General features: G+C 62.8%; 17 protein-coding genes. 9 read left to right on the plus strand and 8 right to left on the minus strand.

Annotated elements, in window-relative coordinates:
• The first annotated feature begins 33 nt into the window (after nucleotides 1-33).
• The 4 genes from mnmG (at nucleotide 34) to NOF55_RS20580 (ending at nucleotide 4349) form a co-directional block, all read left to right on the plus strand.
• On the plus strand, nucleotides 34-1929 hold the full coding sequence (mnmG, locus tag NOF55_RS20565) for a tRNA uridine-5-carboxymethylaminomethyl(34) synthesis enzyme MnmG (protein ID WP_306413108.1): 1896 nt from the start codon (nucleotides 34-36) through the stop codon (nucleotides 1927-1929).
• Between the two features lie 23 nt (nucleotides 1930-1952).
• Nucleotides 1953-2570 (plus strand): 16S rRNA (guanine(527)-N(7))-methyltransferase RsmG, encoded by a 618-nt coding sequence (rsmG, locus tag NOF55_RS20570; RefSeq protein WP_306412998.1) that lies wholly within the window; start codon nucleotides 1953-1955, stop codon nucleotides 2568-2570.
• Nucleotides 2571-2589: 19 nt separating this feature from the next.
• Nucleotides 2590-3387: a ParA family protein gene (locus NOF55_RS20575; protein ID WP_306412999.1), complete on the plus strand. Its 798-nt coding sequence runs from the start codon at nucleotides 2590-2592 to the stop codon at nucleotides 3385-3387.
• 71 nt (nucleotides 3388-3458) lie between these two features.
• The gene (locus NOF55_RS20580) at nucleotides 3459-4349 is read left to right on the plus strand and encodes a ParB/RepB/Spo0J family partition protein (RefSeq protein ID WP_306413000.1); all 891 of its coding nucleotides are present in this window, start codon (nucleotides 3459-3461) and stop codon (nucleotides 4347-4349) included.
• A 13-nt stretch (nucleotides 4350-4362) separates the two neighbouring features.
• On the opposite strand, the gene holA is transcribed toward NOF55_RS20580, so the two are convergent.
• Genes holA through leuS form a run of 3 tightly spaced genes read right to left on the minus strand, consistent with a single transcriptional unit; the run spans nucleotide 4363 to nucleotide 8607 of the window.
• Complete coding sequence (gene holA, locus NOF55_RS20585) at nucleotides 4363-5412, minus strand: DNA polymerase III subunit delta (protein ID WP_306413001.1); 1050 nt, start codon at nucleotides 5410-5412, stop codon at nucleotides 4363-4365.
• Between the two features lie 59 nt (nucleotides 5413-5471).
• Nucleotides 5472-5993 (minus strand): LPS assembly lipoprotein LptE, encoded by a 522-nt coding sequence (locus NOF55_RS20590; RefSeq protein ID WP_306413002.1) that lies wholly within the window; start codon nucleotides 5991-5993, stop codon nucleotides 5472-5474.
• Nucleotides 5983-8607 carry a leucine--tRNA ligase gene (leuS, locus tag NOF55_RS20595; protein ID WP_306413003.1) on the minus strand — a complete coding sequence of 875 codons (2625 nt, stop codon included), beginning with the start codon at nucleotides 8605-8607 and terminating at the stop codon, nucleotides 5983-5985. The genes NOF55_RS20590 and leuS overlap by 11 nt, the downstream gene beginning before the upstream one ends.
• A 233-nt stretch (nucleotides 8608-8840) precedes the next feature.
• On the opposite strand from leuS, the gene NOF55_RS20600 reads away from it, so the two are divergent.
• Nucleotides 8841-9500, plus strand: a complete 660-nt coding sequence (locus tag NOF55_RS20600) for a YggS family pyridoxal phosphate-dependent enzyme (protein WP_306413004.1) — start codon at nucleotides 8841-8843, stop codon at nucleotides 9498-9500.
• A gap of 85 nt (nucleotides 9501-9585) precedes the next feature.
• On the opposite strand, the gene NOF55_RS20605 is transcribed toward NOF55_RS20600, so the two are convergent.
• The 4 genes from NOF55_RS20605 to NOF55_RS20620 form a co-directional block, all read right to left on the minus strand.
• Nucleotides 9586-10284, minus strand: a complete 699-nt coding sequence (locus NOF55_RS20605) for a DUF1013 domain-containing protein (protein WP_306413005.1) — start codon at nucleotides 10282-10284, stop codon at nucleotides 9586-9588.
• A gap of 145 nt (nucleotides 10285-10429) precedes the next feature.
• Entirely contained in the window at nucleotides 10430-10672 is a 243-nt protein-coding gene (locus tag NOF55_RS20610; RefSeq protein WP_306413006.1) for an excalibur calcium-binding domain-containing protein, read from the minus strand.
• An 81-nt stretch (nucleotides 10673-10753) separates the two neighbouring features.
• Complete coding sequence (locus NOF55_RS20615; RefSeq protein ID WP_306413007.1) at nucleotides 10754-11203, minus strand: thermonuclease family protein; 450 nt, start codon at nucleotides 11201-11203, stop codon at nucleotides 10754-10756.
• Between the two features lie 150 nt (nucleotides 11204-11353).
• The gene (locus NOF55_RS20620) at nucleotides 11354-11575 is read right to left on the minus strand and encodes a DUF1674 domain-containing protein (RefSeq protein ID WP_306413008.1); all 222 of its coding nucleotides are present in this window, start codon (nucleotides 11573-11575) and stop codon (nucleotides 11354-11356) included.
• A 117-nt stretch (nucleotides 11576-11692) separates the two neighbouring features.
• On the opposite strand from NOF55_RS20620, the gene htpX reads away from it, so the two are divergent.
• The 4 genes from htpX (at nucleotide 11693) to purH (ending at nucleotide 17661) form a co-directional block, all read left to right on the plus strand.
• A complete protein-coding gene (htpX, locus tag NOF55_RS20625; protein ID WP_306413009.1) occupies nucleotides 11693-12670 on the plus strand; it encodes a zinc metalloprotease HtpX in 978 nt (325 codons plus the stop codon).
• Nucleotides 12661-14079, plus strand: a complete 1419-nt coding sequence (locus NOF55_RS20630) for an RsmB/NOP family class I SAM-dependent RNA methyltransferase (protein WP_370869018.1) — start codon at nucleotides 12661-12663, stop codon at nucleotides 14077-14079. Before htpX ends, NOF55_RS20630 begins: the two co-directional genes overlap by 10 nt.
• Nucleotides 14080-14175: 96 nt before the next feature.
• Nucleotides 14176-15855: a heparinase II/III family protein gene (locus NOF55_RS20635; protein WP_306413011.1), complete on the plus strand. Its 1680-nt coding sequence runs from the start codon at nucleotides 14176-14178 to the stop codon at nucleotides 15853-15855.
• Between the two features lie 189 nt (nucleotides 15856-16044).
• On the plus strand, nucleotides 16045-17661 hold the full coding sequence (purH, locus tag NOF55_RS20640; protein WP_306413012.1) for a bifunctional phosphoribosylaminoimidazolecarboxamide formyltransferase/IMP cyclohydrolase: 1617 nt from the start codon (nucleotides 16045-16047) through the stop codon (nucleotides 17659-17661).
• Between the two features lie 58 nt (nucleotides 17662-17719).
• Here the strand turns inward: purH and NOF55_RS20645 are convergent, their stop codons facing one another.
• Nucleotides 17720-18235: a P-loop nucleotide/nucleoside kinase family protein gene (locus NOF55_RS20645; RefSeq protein WP_306413013.1), complete on the minus strand. Its 516-nt coding sequence runs from the start codon at nucleotides 18233-18235 to the stop codon at nucleotides 17720-17722.
• Between the last annotated feature and the right edge of the window lie 105 nt (nucleotides 18236-18340).

Consider the following 18340-nt stretch of genomic DNA (forward strand, 5'->3'; position numbering starts at 1 on the left):
TGAAACTATTGACACAAGAACCGGCTTGGAGGCATTAGCCTTTCAGCAGGAGTGCGGCATATGCAGCAATATGATGTAATCATTATCGGTGGTGGGCATGCGGGCTGCGAAGCCGCAGCCGCAGCGGCACGCATGGGCGCAAAGACGGCGCTTTTGACCCACAAGCGTGACACCATCGGTGTCATGTCGTGCAATCCGGCCATCGGGGGGCTCGGCAAGGGCCACCTCGTGCGCGAAGTGGATGCGCTCGATGGATTGATGGGTCGTGTCGCGGATGCCGGTGGCATCCAGTTCCGCATGCTCAATCGCCGGAAAGGTCCCGCGGTTCGCGGTCCGAGGACACAGGCTGACCGCAAGCTCTATCGTCAGGCGATGCAAGATGCCATTGCCGAGATCGACAATCTCGATGTCATCGAGGGCGACGCCTTCGACCTCGCTGTCGACAAGGGTCGTATAACCGGCGTTGTCACCTGGGACGGCCGCACATATGGGTGTGGTGCTGTGGTGCTGACGACCGGTACCTTTTTGCGTGGCCTGATTCATATAGGCGACAAGAAGATACCCGCTGGCCGTATGGGCGAGGAACCCAGTCAGGGCCTGTCGGCAACACTTTCGCGGCTGGGCCTGTCGCTTGGTCGGCTGAAGACCGGCACGCCCGCTCGGCTCGATGGCCGCACCATCGACTGGCAGAGTGTTGGACGGCAATCGGCCGATGATGAACTTGTCCCCTTCTCTTTTCTGACGGAAAAGATCACGAATCCTCAGATCGATTGCGGCGTGACGCGAACGACCGAAGCCACGCACCGGATCATTGCCGACAATATCAAGCGCTCGGCCATGTATTCCGGCCAGATCGAAGGCATCGGCCCTCGTTACTGTCCGTCCATCGAAGACAAGATCGTCCGTTTCGGCGAGCGTGACGGGCACCAGATATTCCTGGAACCCGAAGGGCTGGATGACCATACCGTCTATCCGAATGGAATCTCGACGTCTCTGCCTGAAGATGTGCAGTCGGCCTTTCTTCAAACCATCCCCGGTTTGGAAAAAGCGACCGTTCTGCAATATGCCTATGCGATCGAGTATGATTTCGTTGATCCGCGGGAACTGACGCCGGCGCTGGCGCTCAAGCGTCTGCCCGGTCTCTATCTCGCCGGACAGATCAATGGAACGACCGGTTATGAGGAAGCCGCAGCCCAGGGGCTCGTGGCCGGGCTCAATGCCGCGCTGTTTTCAAGCGGCTCCGAGCCTTTCCATTTCAGCCGTACGGATTCCTATATCGGCGTGATGATTGACGATCTCACCTCCAAGGGCGTTGCCGAACCGTATCGCATGTTCACATCCCGGGCCGAATACCGGCTTTCGCTCCGGGCAGACAATGCCGATGTCCGGCTGACGCCTCTCGGCATGCGGCTGGGTCTCGTTGGCCGCCCACGCCGCGAACAGTTTGCACTTTATGAGCAAGAGCTGACGCACGGCCGGGACCTGCTTCAGTCGCTTGCCCTCACTCCATCCGAAGGGGCGCGGGCCGGTTTACGGCTCAATCAGGACGGCAAACGGCGAAGCGCCTATGAGCTTCTGGCTTATCCGGAGCAGACGATTTCGTCCCTGACTGCCGTTTGGCCCGAACTGGCGGAGATTCCAAAACGTGCAGCGGAAGCGCTGGAGATCGAGGCGGCCTATGCGGTTTATATGGATCGGCAGAAAGCTGACATCGTCGACGTGCGGCGCGAGGAAGGCAAGGTTATCCCAGCTGATTTCAATTTCATGAAACTGCCCGGCCTTTCCAATGAGTTGAAACAAAAGCTGCAACGATTCCAGCCAGTTAACATATCCCAGGCTGGCCGCATCGATGGTATGACGCCGGCAGCGATTTCGTTGATCCTGGCACATCTTCGAAAAGATTCTTCTCCGAAACGATCTGCCTCCTGATACACGTAAAGCGAGTCTGAACAATGGATTTGAACGGTCTTCGCGTTTCACGTGAAACACAGGAGAAACTGCGGCATTTTGCAGCCTTGTTCCAGAAATGGGCGAAATCCATCAATCTGGTGGCACCGTCGACACTTGATACGCTCTGGACACGCCATATTGCCGATAGCGCACGGGTCTTCCAGATATTGCCGGGAGCCAGAGAGTGGGTGGATCTCGGAAGTGGGGGCGGCTTTCCGGGTGTCATCACCGCCATTCTCTTGAGCGAGACCGATGGCGGATGGGTCCGGCTTGTGGAGAGTAATCACAAGAAGGCCGCCTTCCTGCGGGTTGCGCTCAGCGAAACCGGCGCACGTGGGTCGGTTCATGCAGTGCGAATCGAGGATGCACCGAAGCAGATTGCCGAATGCGACGCCGTTTCGGCGCGTGCGCTGGCCGAACTCGACAAGCTGTTCGATTATGCGGCGCCGTGGATGTGTCGCGGGCGCAAGGCAAAGGCCATTTTCCATAAAGGCCGGGATTACAGGGCGGAACTCGATAAAGCGCGTGGCCGTTGGGATTTCGATCTGGTAATACATGAAAGCAAGGTCGAGATGGATTCGGTTCTTCTGGAAATCTCCGGCCTGACGCTGAAGGCATAATCCAATTCGGATGGCGGGTATGGCGAACGAGCGAAACCGGATCATTACCATTGCAAACCAGAAGGGTGGCGTCGGCAAGACGACGACGGCCATCAATCTCGCCACCGCTTTGGCGGCGATCGGCGAGCGCGTGCTTATTATCGATCTCGATCCGCAGGGAAATGCCAGCACGGGTCTCGGAATCGGGCGTCGGGAGAGAACCCGCTCGTCCTATGATGTTCTCGTCGGTGCCTGCGGCATAGAAGAGGCGGCTTTCCAGACGGCGGTTCCCAATCTTTTCATCGTGCCCTCGACGATGGATCTGCTCGGGCTTGAGATGGAAATCGCCCAACGCGGCGACCGTGCTTTCCGTTTGAAACAGGCGCTTCAAACCCACGAAGCCTATGCCTACAGCTATATCCTGCTGGATTGCCCGCCGTCCTTCAATCTGCTGACCGTCAACGCGATGGCTGCGGCGCACTCGGTTCTGGTGCCGTTGCAATGCGAATTCTTCGCCCTGGAGGGTCTGAGCCAGCTTCTCGAAACGGTGGACGAGGTTCGGCGCACGGTGAATCCGGGCCTCGACATTCAGGGAATCGTCTTGACGATGTATGATTCCCGTAACAATCTGGCGCAGCAGGTCGTCAATGACGTGCGGGAACATCTGGGTGAAAAGGTCTATCACACTTTGATTCCGCGGAATGTTCGTGTGTCGGAAGCGCCGTCCTATGGAAAACCGGCCATCCTTTACGATCTCAAATGTGCCGGCAGCCAGGCTTATCTGCAACTGGCATCGGAAGTGATCCAGCGGGAACGCCGCCGGAAAGTTGCCGCATAAAGAATAACTTAGCCGACTTGGCTGATGATGTCGCAATCTTTGATTGCATCAATATCATACAGGAGCGAGTAATGAATGACGATGTTTCCAAGCGGCGTCTCGGACGCGGGCTTGCTGCGTTGATCGGTGAGATCGACCAGTCCGCTCCGCTGGCGGGCGCTCGTCCCGAACCGGTGAACGCCGACCGGGACATCCCCATCGAGTTCATTGCGCGCAATCCCAGAAACCCGCGTCGCCAGTTCAACGAAGCGGAACTTCAGGATCTTGCCAATTCCATTCGCCAGCACGGAATCGTGCAGCCGGTGGTGGTCCGCAAGCTCGGCAGCGACGCCTATGAACTGATCGCCGGCGAGCGTCGCTGGCGGGCGGCGCAGCTTGCCGGATTGACCGAAATTCCCGTCATCATCCGCGATGTGGACGACCGGACCGCGCTCGAGATCGCGATCGTCGAGAACGTCCAGCGTTCGGACCTCAATCCGCTCGAAGAGGCGCTGGGTTATGAGCAACTGATCGCTGATCATGGCTATACCCAGAACGACCTTGGCGAAATCATCGGCAAGAGCCGCAGCCATGTCGCCAATAGCCTGCGCCTGCTGAAGCTGCCCGATCCCGTCCGCAATATGCTGGCCGACGGGTCCCTCTCGGCAGGCCATGCGCGTGCCCTGGTGCTGACCTCCGACCCAGTGGCGCTGGCGCGCCGCATCGTTGAAAAAGGCATGTCGGTGCGCGATGCCGAACGTCTGGCCCAGAACGATATCAAGTCCCAGTCCGACCCGAAGCTGGGCGTGGCCGCTTCCACCGAAAAGGATTCGGATACGCTGGCATTGGAGCGCTCGCTGACCGATACGCTGGGGCTCGATGTGAAGATCAATCACCGGGGAACCGGCGGGCAGGTGCGCATTTCTTACAAGACGCTGGAACAGCTTGAGGAAATCTGCCGTCTTCTGGAACGGCGTGTTTAATTCTTAGCTGGATTCAACCGCTTTTGCGCTGTCTCTGCGAGGACTGCACGGTGATAGACAGAAGCGTGTGAAGCGCTATCGATTCCTCCAGTGCAGGTTTCTGCCGGCTGTGGAAGATGGCCATTTGCAGACGGTTCATTTCGCGTGCAATGGCCGTGCCGTTCCATGTGCGCAGGGCCTGCTCCACGGCGGGTTTGCGCTTGAAATGCAGGCCCCGCCCCATGCTGTGGAGAACCTGGGCCGCCGGTGTTTTTCTCTCATCCATTTCCGCGCGCATCTGGTCGAGCATCTGGAACTGGCGCAGGCACCCTTGCAGGACGAGAAATATCGGCGTCTTCGAGGTCGTGATCTTGCGCATGGCATGGAAGAATCCGTTGCGGTCGCCCGTCAGCACGGCGTCGATGGCCTCGTCGGTGGAGATGGAACTGGCATCGCCGATGATGGCCGCCACGTCGTCCTCGTCGACCGCCGGCTTGTCCTTGGCGTACAAGGCCAGCTTCTGAAGCTCGTTGCGCGAGGCGAGACGGTCGCCGCCGATCAGATCGAGCAGCATGTCGCGTGCGCCGGGCGTGATTCGCAGTCCGGCTGCGCCGAGCTCCCGGTCGATCAGCGCATTCAGGGCCCGCGCATCGTCGGCATAACAGGGAATGATAGCAACGGTCGAGGCGGGTTCGGCAATCTTGCGCAGCCCGGCACCCTTGCGGATATCGCCGGCCTCGACGATGACGGTGCTGTCCCCGGGCGGCGTGGCGGCAAGAAGCGCCAGCGCGTCCGCCAAGGCCTTTTCGGCGCCCGTGCTCTTGACCCAGATCAGCTTTCCGCCGCCGAACAGGCCGATCGTGTTGGCTTCATCCAGCAGACGGCCGGGGTCGGACTGAAGACTGCCCGCGTCGAGCTTGACGACCGCGAAGGGATCGTCGAGCGGCACGCCGCTTGCCTTTGCGATGGCCCCGGCGCGTTCGGATACAAGGCCCCTGTCCGGCCCGTAGATGACGAAGATCCTGTAGGACCGGGCCGATTTTTGCAGAAAACCGTCAAATTCGTGGGATTTGATTTCCGCCATCGCTTCCGGTTCCGAACTGGTGCCCTCCCCGCATTCGCGCGGAGGGTTTCGTTTCACGATTACTGGACAAGCGCGCCGGCGAGGTCCATGCGAACGAACTCCGCGGCTTCCCGGGCGGCGCGGTTTTCGGCGTCGCGGATCGCGCGGATCTTGGCGAATTCCTGTTCCGGGTAATCCACCAGGGCGATGGCCGAACGATTGCCGTTCTTGATGATCTCGCCGGTCCTGGCGCGCTTCAGCGCGTAGGTGACGTTGACGATGACGCGGCCGGCGCGGGCTTCGTCGGACGTCGCGTCCACCAGCACGCCGACGATGCGGGTTCTGACAGCGAGGTCCACCTGGTATTCCGGATTCACGGCCTCGCCCGCCCCTCCGGATGTCAGGAAGATGAGCCGGTTACGGACTTCCTGGGCGACGCGATCCTCGGCCTGCGAGAAGCCGATGGACTTCAGCGCCTGCGACGTCGCCGAATGTTCCGAATAAAGCGGGCGCACCTGGCAGGCCGAAAGCAGACCTGCCGAAATGGTGAGAACGAGCGCTGCGAAGAATGTTCCGGTCCGGGAACGACGATCAGACGACAATGTTCACAATCCTTTGCGGAACGACGATAATCTTCTTCGGAGCGCGACCGTCGAGCGTGGATTTCACCGCTTCCAGACCGAGCACGGCCCGGGTGACGGCATCTTGGGATGCGTCGCGGGCGATTGTCAATTCCGCCCGTTTCTTGCCGTTGATCTGCACGGGCAGGACCACTTCGTTGTCCGCCACCAGCGCTTCGTCGAAGAGCGGCCAGGGCTGGCGTGCGACGAGGCCTTCATTGCCGAGGGCGGACCAGCATTCCTCGGCGAGGTGCGGTGTCATCGGGGCGATGATCTGGATCAGGATCTCGACGGCGTTGCGCAGCGCGGCCGTCGTCGCGGCATCGGCCGTTCCGGCGGCAACCGATTGCAGCGGGCCGGCAAGCGTGTTGACCAGTTCGTAGATCCGGGCCACGGCCTTGTTGAAGGCAAGCTTGTCGTAATCGCCTTCCACCGCTTTCAGCGTCCGGTGTGCGGCCTGGGACACGGTCAGCACCGGACCTTCCTTAGCCGGAGTCGCATCGGCGTTGCGCAGCGTGTCGGCGGCTTCGGAAATCAGGCGCCAGACGCGCTGGACGAAGCGGTGCGCACCCTCTACGCCGGCCTCCGACCAGATGACGTCGCGGTCCGGCGGGGAATCCGACAGCACGAAGAAGCGGGCGGTATCGGCACCGTAGGAGGCGATGATATCGTCGGGATCGACTACGTTCTTCTTCGACTTCGACATCTTTTCGATGGAGCCGATCTTCACCTCCTCGCCGGAGGTCAGCAGGAAAGCGCGGCGCTGGCCGTCCGCTTCCTCGAAGCGCAGGTCGGCCGGCGCGATCCACTCGCGCGCCGTGCCCTCGCCGGCGCTGTAGGTCTCGTGAACCACCATGCCTTGCGTGAACAGGCCCCTGAAGGGTTCCTTCACGTCCAGATGGCCGGTTTCGCGCATGGCGCGGGTGAAGAAGCGCGAATAGAGCAGGTGCAGGATCGCGTGTTCGATACCGCCGATATACTGGTCGACCGGCAACCAATGGTTGGCGGCCTGCGGGTCGGTCGGCTCGTTCTCCCAAGGTGCGGTGAAGCGGGTGAAGTACCAGCTCGAATCCACGAAGGTGTCCATCGTGTCCGTCTCGCGGCGGGCATCCTTGCCGCAGCACGGGCAGGCCACATGGCGCCATGTGGGGTGGCGGTCGAGCGGGTTGCCGGGTACGTCGAAGGTCACGTCGTCCGGGAGCTTCACCGGCAGGTCCTTCTTGGGAACCGGCACGATGCCGCAGACTTCGCAGTGGATCACCGGGATCGGGCAACCCCAGTAGCGCTGGCGGGAAATGCCCCAGTCGCGCAGGCGGAAGTTCACCTTGCGCTCGCCCTGCGGTGCGTCACCCAGCGTCGCGGCGGTCAGGCGGCCGGCGACTTCCTCGAAGGCCCGTTCCGTCGTCAGGCCGTCGAGGAAACGCGAGTTGATCATCACGCCGTCGCCGTCATAGGCCTCGTCGCCGATCGCGAAGGTGGCGGCATCGCCATCGGCGGGCATCACTACGGGCGTAACGGGCAGGCCGTATTTGCGGGCGAAATCGAGGTCGCGCTGGTCGCCGGCGGGGCAGCCGAAGATCGCACCCGTGCCGTATTCCATCAGCACGAAGTTGGCGACATAGACCGGCAGTTCCCACGAGGGATCGAAGGGATGGCGCACGCGGATGCCGGTGTCGATCCCTTTCTTTTCGGCGGTTTCGAGGGCGGCAAGCGACGTGCCGGCGCGGCGCGCTTCCTCGCAGAAGGCGGCAATGTCGGCATTGCCGGCAGCGGCTTCCTTCGCCAGCGGATGGTCGGCGGCGATGGCCAGGAACGAGGCGCCGAACAGCGTGTCCGGGCGCGTCGTGTAAACCGTCACCTCGGACGCATCGGTCCGGCCCGGAACGATTTCCCAGCGCACCAGCATGCCCTCTGAGCGGCCGATCCAGTTCTTCTGCATCAGGCGGACCTTTTCGGGCCACTGATCCAGCATGTCGAGCGCCTCCAGCAGGTCCTCGGCAAAGTCGGTGATCTTGAAGAACCATTGGGTCAGTTCGCGCTGTTCCACCAGCGCGCCTGAGCGCCAGCCGCGGCCTTCGATCACCTGCTCGTTGGCCAGAACCGTCTGGTCGACCGGGTCCCAGTTGACCTTGGACTGCTTGCGGTAGACGAGGCCCTTTTCCAGCATGTCGATGAAGAGGTGCTGCTGGCGGTGATAGTAATCGACGTCGCAGGTGGCGAATTCGCGCGACCAGTCCAGCGACAGGCCCATCGACTTCAACTGGCCGCGCATGGTGGCGATGTTCTCGTAGGTCCAGGCCTTCGGATGCACCTTGTTCTGCATGGCGGCGTTCTCGGCGGGCATGCCGAACGCATCCCAGCCCATCGGATGCAGCACGTTATAGCCGCGGGCACGCTTGTAGCGGGCGACGACATCGCCGAGCGAATAGTTGCGCACATGGCCCATATGAATCCGGCCCGAGGGATAGGGGAACATCTCGAGGACGTAATATTTCTCGCGCGGATCGTCGTTTTTCGTCGTGAAAACCTGTTGCTCGTCCCAGGTTTTCTGCCAGCGGGGTTCGGCGTCGCGCGGATTGTATCGTTCGGTTGCCATGCTTTCATTCCGGGAAATGCGGGGGAAAATGAGTCGGGCTGACCTTCACCACGAAACCCGGGAAGCGTCAAGTAAAACGGCCCCCGCCTCCGGCCCGGGCGGCAAATTCGGCGGTGCAGTCTTGGCAAGCCAGCCATCGAGAGGCTAAAGCATGTCGCGCAAGGGCATGCGGCGGTTTTGTAGCAACGACATGGCTTCAAGATCCGCCCCGCCATTTCCCGAAGGGTGAGATCATGGACCTCAAGGCGCGACTGAACGATGTGCGCGAGACAATCCTCAAGGCCGAGAAGGACGCAGGCCGCCCGGCCGGTTCCGTGACGCTGGTGGCGGTGTCGAAGACCTTCGATGCCGATGCGATCCGCCCCGCGATCGAGGCGGGACAGCGGGTGTTCGGCGAGAACCGGGTTCAGGAAGCCTCCTCCAAATGGCCGGAACTGACGGCGGAAACCGACGGCATCGAGCTTCGCCTGATCGGGCCGCTGCAATCCAACAAGGCGGCGGAAGCCGTCGCCCTGTTCGATGTCATCGAAAGCGTCGACCGGGAAAAGATCGCCCGGGCGATCGCCACGGAAATGCAGAAGCAGGGCAAGCGGCTGCGGCTTTATGTGCAGGTCAATACGGGGCTCGAACCGCAGAAGGCCGGCATCGCGCCGGACGACACGCCGGCATTCCTGAAACTGTGCCGCGAGGAACTGGGGCTGACGATCGAGGGGCTGATGTGCATTCCGCCGGCGGCGGAAAATCCCGGCCCGCATTTCGCCCTGCTTTCCATGCTGGCGGCGGAAAACGGCGTCGAGAAGCTCTCGATGGGCATGTCGGGCGATTACGAGACCGCCGTCGCCTTCGGCGCCACCAGCGTGCGCGTGGGGTCAGCGATTTTTGGCAGCCGTTGACGAAAGGGCGCGTTGGCGGAAAGAAAACAAAAAACCCCGGAGCGGATTGCCACTCCGGGGTTTTTCACGTGAAACCTTTTCGGAATCAGTAGGAATCGCCCTCGTCTTCCTCGTCGTGGGTCGACTTGAGCGACTTGAGCTTGGCGAAAACGGCGTCGGCGTCGATTTCCTTTTCCTCGTCCTCGCGGTCGTAGGAGAAGCCGAGATTTTCCGTTTCGCGGGCCGGAACCAGCGTCACGTCGTCGGCCGAGGGCAGCGGGCGGCCGCGCGATGCCTTCTCGACCTCGAGGTCGAGGTCGATCTGGCTGCAAAGGCCGAGCGTCACCGGGTCCATCGGCGCCAGGTTGGCCGAGTTCCAGTGCGTGCGGTCGCGGATCTGCTCGATGGTCGACTTGGTGGTACCGACGAGGCGGGAAATCTGCGCGTCCTTCAGTTCCGGATGGTTGCGAACCAGCCAGAGAATGGCGTTCGGGCGGTCCTGTCGCTTGGAAACCGGGGTGTAGCGCGGGCCGCGGCGCTTGGATTCCGGCACACGGACCTTCGGATCTGCGACCTTCAGCTTGTGGTTCGGATCGGTTTCGCCCTTGGCGATTTCGGCGCGGGTGAGCTGGCCGGTGGAAATCGGATCGAGACCCTTGATGCCCTGCGCGGACTCGCCGTCCGCGATCGCCTTGACTTCCAGCGGGTGGAGTTTGCAAAGCTGGGCGATCTGGTCGAAGGAGAGCGCGGTGTTGTCGACCAGCCAGACGGCGGTCGCTTTCGGCATCAGCAGTTGTTGGGCCATGGGTAAAGTCCTTCTGTCGTCCGCGCCGGTGTCGCGGGCCGTGGGTAATCACCACAATTTCCGGGAAAGTGGCGCCCTTATAGACCGTTTCAGGCGGAAAAGCAATTATCCGATGGGCCGCGCCGTCCGAAAAGGCAACAGGCGGTCAGCAGCCGATCCTCCTGCGGATTTCCTCCACCTGCTCCAGGCTGCGGCAAACGTTTTCGCAGGGAATACCGTCCCCGTCGCCATCGGCGCGGCGGTAGCCGCCGCACCACAGTTCGACCGCCTCCTCGCAGCTTTCCACCTGCTTGCAGCTTCGAGCGGCAACGGGCATCCATCCGGCCGGCGGCTGCGGTTGCAGATCGGGAAAACCGGCGATCAGAAGGAGAATGGCGGCTGGTAACATGGATTGCGGCTCCGTTTCGGCGGAAATCCAACCATGAAAGGGCCAACCGGGCAATCAACCGGCGACAGCCGGCGATTGCCGTCAGAAACAGGCGGGCTTCTGCCGCCGTCCGGCCTGATACGGTTTGACGTGACCGTTCGAGAGGAGAGAGCCGGCGGGATCGGAACCGTCGGGCAGATGCACGTCGGCCAGCACCCTGCCGAAATACTTGTCGCCCGAAATGCGGGTCAGATAGATGGCGCTCGCCGCGGGAAGCATGTGTCCCAATGCGTCGCGGGCCTGCCGCGCGGCCAGTCTTTCCGTCTCGCAGCGCGAGCGCAGTTCCGGTGCGTCTATTCCCCGCATCCGGACATAGACGTCGATGGAATGCTGCGGCCAGGGCGTCGCCCGCACCAGCACCGTATCGCCGTCGATCACGCGCAGCACGGTCGCCGCCACCGGTCCTTCGATGGCCATGCGCCCGGAATGTGCCGCCGCGGGAGCGGCGGACAGAAGAGCGACGAGCGGCAGGCAGGCAAGGAACAAGCGCATGAAAGGAATTAATTCCGATCATGCCGCGCAGTCAATAGGAATTTTATCTTATAACGTTTCCGCTTTTCTCCGAAACGCGAAAACGCTCCAAGTGCTTGTTTTTACGCATTGCCGGACGCAAAACCGTTTCACATTTTTGCTGGAAATGCTTTAGAAATCGATGGCGCGGCCGTTGATTTCCCAGTCGCCGAAGCGTGCCGGTTCCGCGCCGCCGCGCCCGCCGATCTCGGTCGGAAGGTCGAGAGGCTTCTGCGCCCTGCGCCGTTCCTCGGCTTCGGCGAGAGCCCGCCTGGCGGCGGGAGAAAGCACCTTCTTCGGCGTTTCCCCGTCCGCGCTCGCGACATTGTCATTGCCGGCGATCAGATCGGACATGCTGGAACTCCGTGTAACTATTGTATTTTGCTGGCGAATACCCAAATCATAAACCGTTCGGCGCGGGATAGGAAGAGTTTCGGCGCCATCAGGATCAAGAAGGAGCGGAGCAAGACGATGAATCTGATGCGGACGGCCATGCTTCTGGCCTTCATGACGGCTCTTTTCATGGGTGTCGGCTATATGATCGGCGGTCAGGGCGGCATGATGATCGCGCTCGTCATCGCTGCCGGCATGAATTTCTTCTCCTACTGGAATTCCGACCGCATGGTGCTGTCCGCCTACCACGCCCGGGAGGTGGATGCGCGCAGCGCGCCGGAATTCTACGACATGATCCGGCAATTGTCGGGCAATGCCGGCCTGCCGATGCCGAAGGTCTATATCTACGACAATCCGCAGCCCAATGCGTTCGCCACCGGCCGCAATCCCGAAAATGCGGCGGTCGCTGCCTCTACCGGCCTGATCAACATGCTGACGCCGGAAGAAGTGGCGGGGGTGATGGCGCACGAGCTTGCCCATGTCCAGAACCGCGACACGCTGACGATGACGGTGACGGCGACTCTGGCCGGTGCGATTTCCATGCTCGGCAATTTCGCCTTCCTGCTCGGCGGCAACCGCGAGAACAACAATAATCCCTTCGGCTTCATCGGCATTCTCGTGGCGATGATCGTCGCGCCCTTTGCGGCCATGCTGGTGCAGATGGCGATCAGCCGCACACGCGAATATTCCGCCGACCGGCGCGGCGCGGAAATCTGCGGTAACCCGCTGTGGCTGGCTTCGGCGCTCGGCAAGATCGCGAATTATGCGCACCAGATCCCGAACGAGGATGCCGAGCGCAATCCGGCGACGGCGCACATGTTCATCATCAACCCGCTGTCGGGCGAGCGCATGGACAATCTGTTCTCGACCCATCCGAATACCGACAACCGCATCGCCGCGTTGCGCAAGATCGCGACGGAATTCGGCGGCGGCGGAAACGATCCGCGCTCGACGGCCTACGCTTCGGCTGATAGAGCGGTGCGCAGAGGGCGCTCCGTTCCGTCGGCGGGTTCGGGGCGCGGAACTTCCCGTCCGCCCAAAGGACCTTGGTCTTGAAGAATGGAAACCAGCGCCGGCCCTCAGGGTCGGCGTCTTCGCAAAAACCGAAGAACGATGCCGCTGTAGCGGCGGAGCCGCATAAACCCGGCCTCGAGGCGCGTCTTGCGGCGGCAAAGCTGATCGGCGCCGTGATCGACCGGAAGACGCCGCTCGACGGCATGCTGGATGCGACCGGCGGCAATCCGGCCTATCTTCATCTCGCCGATGCCGACCGCGGCCTGGTTCGCGCCATTCTCAACAGCGCGCTGCGTCATCTGCCGCGTATCGAGGCCATTCTCGCCTCGCTCGTGTCCAATCCCCTGCCCGAAGGCGCACGCGCGCTTCATCACGTTCTGGTCGTTGCCGCCGCGCAGGTTCTTTTCCTCGACATTCCCGATCATTCCGCCGTGGATCTCGCCGTCGAGCAGGCGAACCGCGATCCGCGCAACAGGCGGTTCGCCGGTCTGGTGAACGCGGTTCTTCGTCGCCTCGTGCGGGAGAAGGAAAGCCTTCTCGCCGGTGTGGAAGATGTGTCGCCCGTGCCGGAATGGTTCATGAGCCGTCTCGTTTCGGCCTATGGAGCCGACGAGGCACGGCGCATCGCCGCCGCCCAGCTCGTTCCGGCGGCCATCGACCTGACGGTGAAATCCGACCCGGAAGGCTGGGCCGAAAAGCTCGGCGGTCGCGTGCTGCCGACCGGCAGCGTCCGGCTGAACGCCTTTGCCGGCGCCATTCCCGATCTCGAAGGCTTCGAGGCGGGGGAATGGTGGGTGCAGGATGCGGCGGCGTCGATCCCGGCGAAGCTCTTCGGCGATATCAAGGGCCGGCGGATCGCCGATCTCTGCGCCGCTCCCGGCGGCAAGACCGCGCAGCTCGCCTTCGCCGGAGCCGAGGTGACGGCGGTCGAGCAATCGAAGAGCCGTCTCAGGCGGCTCGAGGGCAATCTGGCGCGGCTGAAGCTTTCGGCAATCACGGTCGAGGCCAATCTCCTCGATCATCGGCCGGACGAGCTTTATGACGGCGTTCTTCTCGATGCTCCCTGCTCGTCCACCGGCACGACGCGTCGCCACCCTGATGTTCTGTGGACCAAGGGACCCGGCGATATCGCCCGGCTGGCAGCGCTTCAGGAAAAGATGCTTCGCCATGCGCTGACGCTGGTGAAGCCGGGCGGGAAGGTCGTTTTCTGCAATTGTTCCCTCGATCCGTCCGAGGGCGAGGAACTGGTCGAGCGCGTTCTCGCCGATACACCCGGATTTTCGCGCGCTCCCGTCCGGGCCGCCGACTGGCCGGGTCTCGAGGCCGCAATCAATATGCGCGGGGAAGTGCGCACGACACCCGCCATGCTGGCGTCCGATGGAGAATATCCGGGAGGAATCGACGGATTCTTCGCGGCAGTCCTTCAAAAATCGTCGGAAACCAATCATTAATCAAAAAAGTGATTCCGATGTGATCGGCCAATCACCGGTAGCGGCGATCCTGCCGCGCGTAGTGTGCGTTTGTGTAGAGAGGTTTCTCGACGGGATATGGGATCGGATCGCCGCAGGCACGTCAATCTCTATCTGCGTCAGGCGTGGCGGAATGCCCGCATTCGCCTCGTGCGATGGCGCATGCGTTTGCTGCCTCCGGCAGGCGGCGTCCCCGACCGGCTTCTGGTGGCGCCGACCGACCTGCGTTCCGTCGATTCCTTCGTGTCCGAGGAAATCCAGGTCGGGCGGTTTCTGCTGGCCGGCCGTGCGCTTGTCACGGATGGCGCCTCTCCCTTCTCGCTTGAGCTGCCTTCGCGCAATTTTGCGATAAAGCTGCATTCCTTCGCCTGGCTGCGCCATTTCCGCGCCGAGCGCACGGATGCCGCCTGCGCGGCGGCCCGCAATGTTGTTCTGGAGTGGATGGCCGTTCACGGGCGGCGCATCGTCGGCATCGCCTGGGAACCGGATGTGATCGCCATGCGCATCATCGCCTGGCTTTCGCACTCGCCGGTGGTTCTCCAGGGCGCGGAGGCGGCCTTCTACCGCCGTTTCATGAAGAGCCTGACCTACCAGATCGCCTATCTGGAAAAGATCGGCCCGGCGCTGGAAGAAGGCGAGGTGCGCCTGCGGGTCCGCATCGCGCTGGCGATGGCCTCCATCGCGATGCCAGTGCGGCCTGCGGTCGTCAAGCGCGCCTCGCGCCGGCTCGACAGCGAGCTGGAAGCGCAGATCCTCCCCGATGGCGGGCATGTGTCGCGCAATCCGCGCGCCGGCCTCAACCTGCTGCTCGATCTCCTGCCGCTTCGCCAGACCTATATCAACCTCGGCCATGATGTGCCGCAGAAGCTGATCGCGGCTATCGACCGCATGTATCCGGCGCTGCGCTTCTTCCGGCATCAGGACGGCAACCTGGCCCTGTTCAACGGCGCGACCTCGACACTCGCCACCGAGCTGATGTCGGTGCTGCGTTACGACGAGACCGGCGGCCAGCCCTTCAAGGCCCTGCCCCATACCCATTACAGCCGGCTTTCGGCGCAGCAGACGACCATCATCATGGACACCGGCATGCCGTTGTCGGCGGAGCTTTCGCGCGCGGCCCATTCGGGCTGCCTCTCCTTCGAGATGTCGTCGGGCCGCAACCGCTTCATCGTCAATTCGGGCGCGCCGAGCTTTGCCGGCCGCAAGTATCAGCAACTGGCGCGGGCGACCGCCGCCCATTCCACGGTCACGCTGGCCGATACGTCGTCCTGCCGCCTTTCGCCGTCCGCCTTCATCGGCCCGGTCATGGTCAGCGGCATTTCGTCGGTCAAGGTCCGGCGGCACGAGGATGAGGACGGCAACGACCGCGTGACTGCCAGCCATGACGGCTATGCCGCGCGTTTCGGCTTCATCCACGAGCGCGAAATCGAGATGGACGCCGTCGGTATCCAGATCAAGGGCCGGGACCGCTTCACCTCGGCCAGGGGAAGTGCCGCGGGCGATCCGGGCCTCATGGCCACCGCCCGCTTTCACATCCATCCTTCCATCGATCTGGTGCAGGTGGACGACGAAGCCGTGCTGCTGACGGCGCCGGATGGCGAAAGCTGGTATCTGCATGTTCCGGGCCAGCGGCCCGTCATCGCGGAGGACATATTCTTCGCCGATTCCTCCGGCCTGTCGCCTTCCGAACAGGTGGAGGTGCAATTCCCGGTCGATGCGGCGCCCGAAATCCGGTGGATCCTGACCCGGCGGTCGTAAGGCCGAATCATTTGCGCGGGAAAGACCGGATTCTTGACGGCTGCGGTTTCTTCCTCGCGAAAGCTGTGATAGGGCGACGCCATCTTGAGGCGGCCGCCAGCCCGGCCGCCCCGCCCAAAGCAATTCCGGCAAACCTCTGTCGCGGTCTTGCCTCCGGAATTGCGCCAGCACCAGACCCGGAGCATGCCAATGGCCGTCGTTTCCAAGAAAATTCCCGCCCCCGACAAGGTCAGGATCAGAACCGCGCTTCTGTCCGTCTCGGACAAGAGCGGCATCGTCGAACTCGCCCGCGCGCTGGCCGATCTCGGCGTCAGGCTCCTGTCGACCGGCGGCACCCACAAGGCGATCGCCGCGGCGGGGATTACCGTCACCGACGTGTCCGAGGTCACGGGCTTTCCGGAAATCATGGATGGCCGCGTCAAGACGCTGCATCCGGCGGTTCACGGCGGTTTCCTCGCCATTCGCGACGATGAAACCCATGTCGCGGCCATGAAGGAGCACGGCATCGAGGGCATCGACCTTGCCGTCATCAACCTCTATCCGTTCGAGGAAGTGCGCGCCGCCGGCGGCGATTATCCGACCACCGTCGAGAACATCGATATCGGCGGTCCGGCGATGATCCGCGCCTCGGCGAAGAACCACGCCTATGTGGTGACGCTCACCGATCCGTCGGATTACCCGGAACTGCTCGAAAGCCTGCGGAACGATGCCGGCCAGACAGCCTATTCCTTCCGCCAGCGCATGGCGGCCAAGGCCTTCGCCCGCACCGCGGCCTACGATGCGATGATCTCCAACTGGTTCGCCGAGGCGCTTCACATCTACACGCCGCGCCACCGCGTCATCGGCGGTGTTCTCAGGGAAGAGATGCGCTACGGCGAGAACCCGCACCAGAAGGCGGCCTTCTACGTCACCGGCGAGAACCGCCCGGGCGTCGCCACGGCGACGCTGCTTCAGGGCAAGCAGCTTTCCTACAACAACATCAACGACACCGACGCCGCCTTCGAGCTGGTCGCCGAATTTCCGCCGGAAAAGGGTCCGGCCGTTGCGATCATCAAGCATGCCAATCCCTGTGGCGTCGCCGTCGCCCCGACGCTGGTCGAGGCCTATCGACGGGCGCTCGCCTGCGATTCGACCTCGGCCTTCGGCGGCATCATCGCGCTGAACTCGCTGCTCGACGCGGAAACGGCGGAGGAGATCGTCAAGCTCTTCACCGAAGTCATCATCGCGCCGGAAGTCTCCGACGAGGCGAAGGCGATCATCGCCGCGAAGAAGAACCTGCGCCTTCTGACCACCGGCGCGCTGCCGGATCCGCGCGTTCCGGGCATCACCGCCAAGACGGTGTCGGGCGGCCTGCTCGTCCAGACCCGCGACAACGGCATGGTCGAGGATCTGGACCTCAAGGTGGTGACGAAGCGCGCGCCGACCGAGCAGGAATGGCTCGACATGAAGTTCGCCTTCAAGGTGGCCAAGCATGTGAAGTCGAACGCCGTCATCTATGTCAAGGACGGCCAGACGGCGGGCATCGGCGCCGGCCAGATGAGCCGCGTCGATTCCGCTCGCATCGCGGCCCTCAAGGCTGAGGACGCGGCGAAGGCGCAGGGCTGGGCCGAGCCGCTGACGCGGGGCTCCGCCGTTGCCTCGGAAGCCTTCTATCCCTTTGCCGACGGTCTTCTGGCCGCCATCGCCGCCGGTGCCACCGCCGTCATCCAGCCGGGCGGCTCGATGCGCGACGCCGAAGTCATCGCCGCCGCCGACGAGCACGATGTCGCGATGGTCTTCACGGGCATGCGCCACTTCCGCCATTGAGGCGCGAAGGCTTCGTATCGCGTTCGCATGCCCGGCCATCCCGGGCATGCGGCGATCGTCAGGACAGGCGGTCCGCCATTGCCGACAGAATGGCCTCGACGCTTTGCGCCACCGGAAGGCGGGCCGTGTCGAGGTGAACCGCCGGATCGCTCCACGGCTCGACCTCACGGTCCATTATTTCCTTCCATGTGGGCGGAACGTGCCCTTCGATATCCGTGCCGCGGGTTTCGGCACGGTGCCGGTGGACGGCGGCGTCGGAACAGAAGACTTCGATTTCCATGAAGCGGGCGCCGGTCTCGGCCGCGACGTTGCGAAAAGCGGTGCGAGTGGCGTGGACGGGATTGACCGTGTCGGCGATCACTGATTGCCCGAGACGGAGATTGTCTGCCGCAAGACGGTAGACGGCGATATAGCCCGCCGGGCCGACACCGACCGTCGGCGGGAGTATCCCGGACGAACGGATAGCCTGTTCGACCGAATCCAGCCGCAGGTAGGTCGCGCCGGTTCGGCGGCCCAATTCCCGGGCAATGGTGCTCTTGCCGGTGCCCGGCAGTCCGCCGAAAATGAAAAGCACGGGTCCATCCGGTTTCATGCGGAGCCTTGCCCTCAAAGCGGGTTTCGTGTGCAAAACGGAAAGGCCGGGTCAACCCCCGCCCTTTCCGTTTCAGGGAGCATATCC

The organism is Ectorhizobium quercum (assembly GCF_026552795.1).
Lineage (GTDB): Bacteria > Pseudomonadota > Alphaproteobacteria > Rhizobiales > Rhizobiaceae > Ectorhizobium > Ectorhizobium quercum.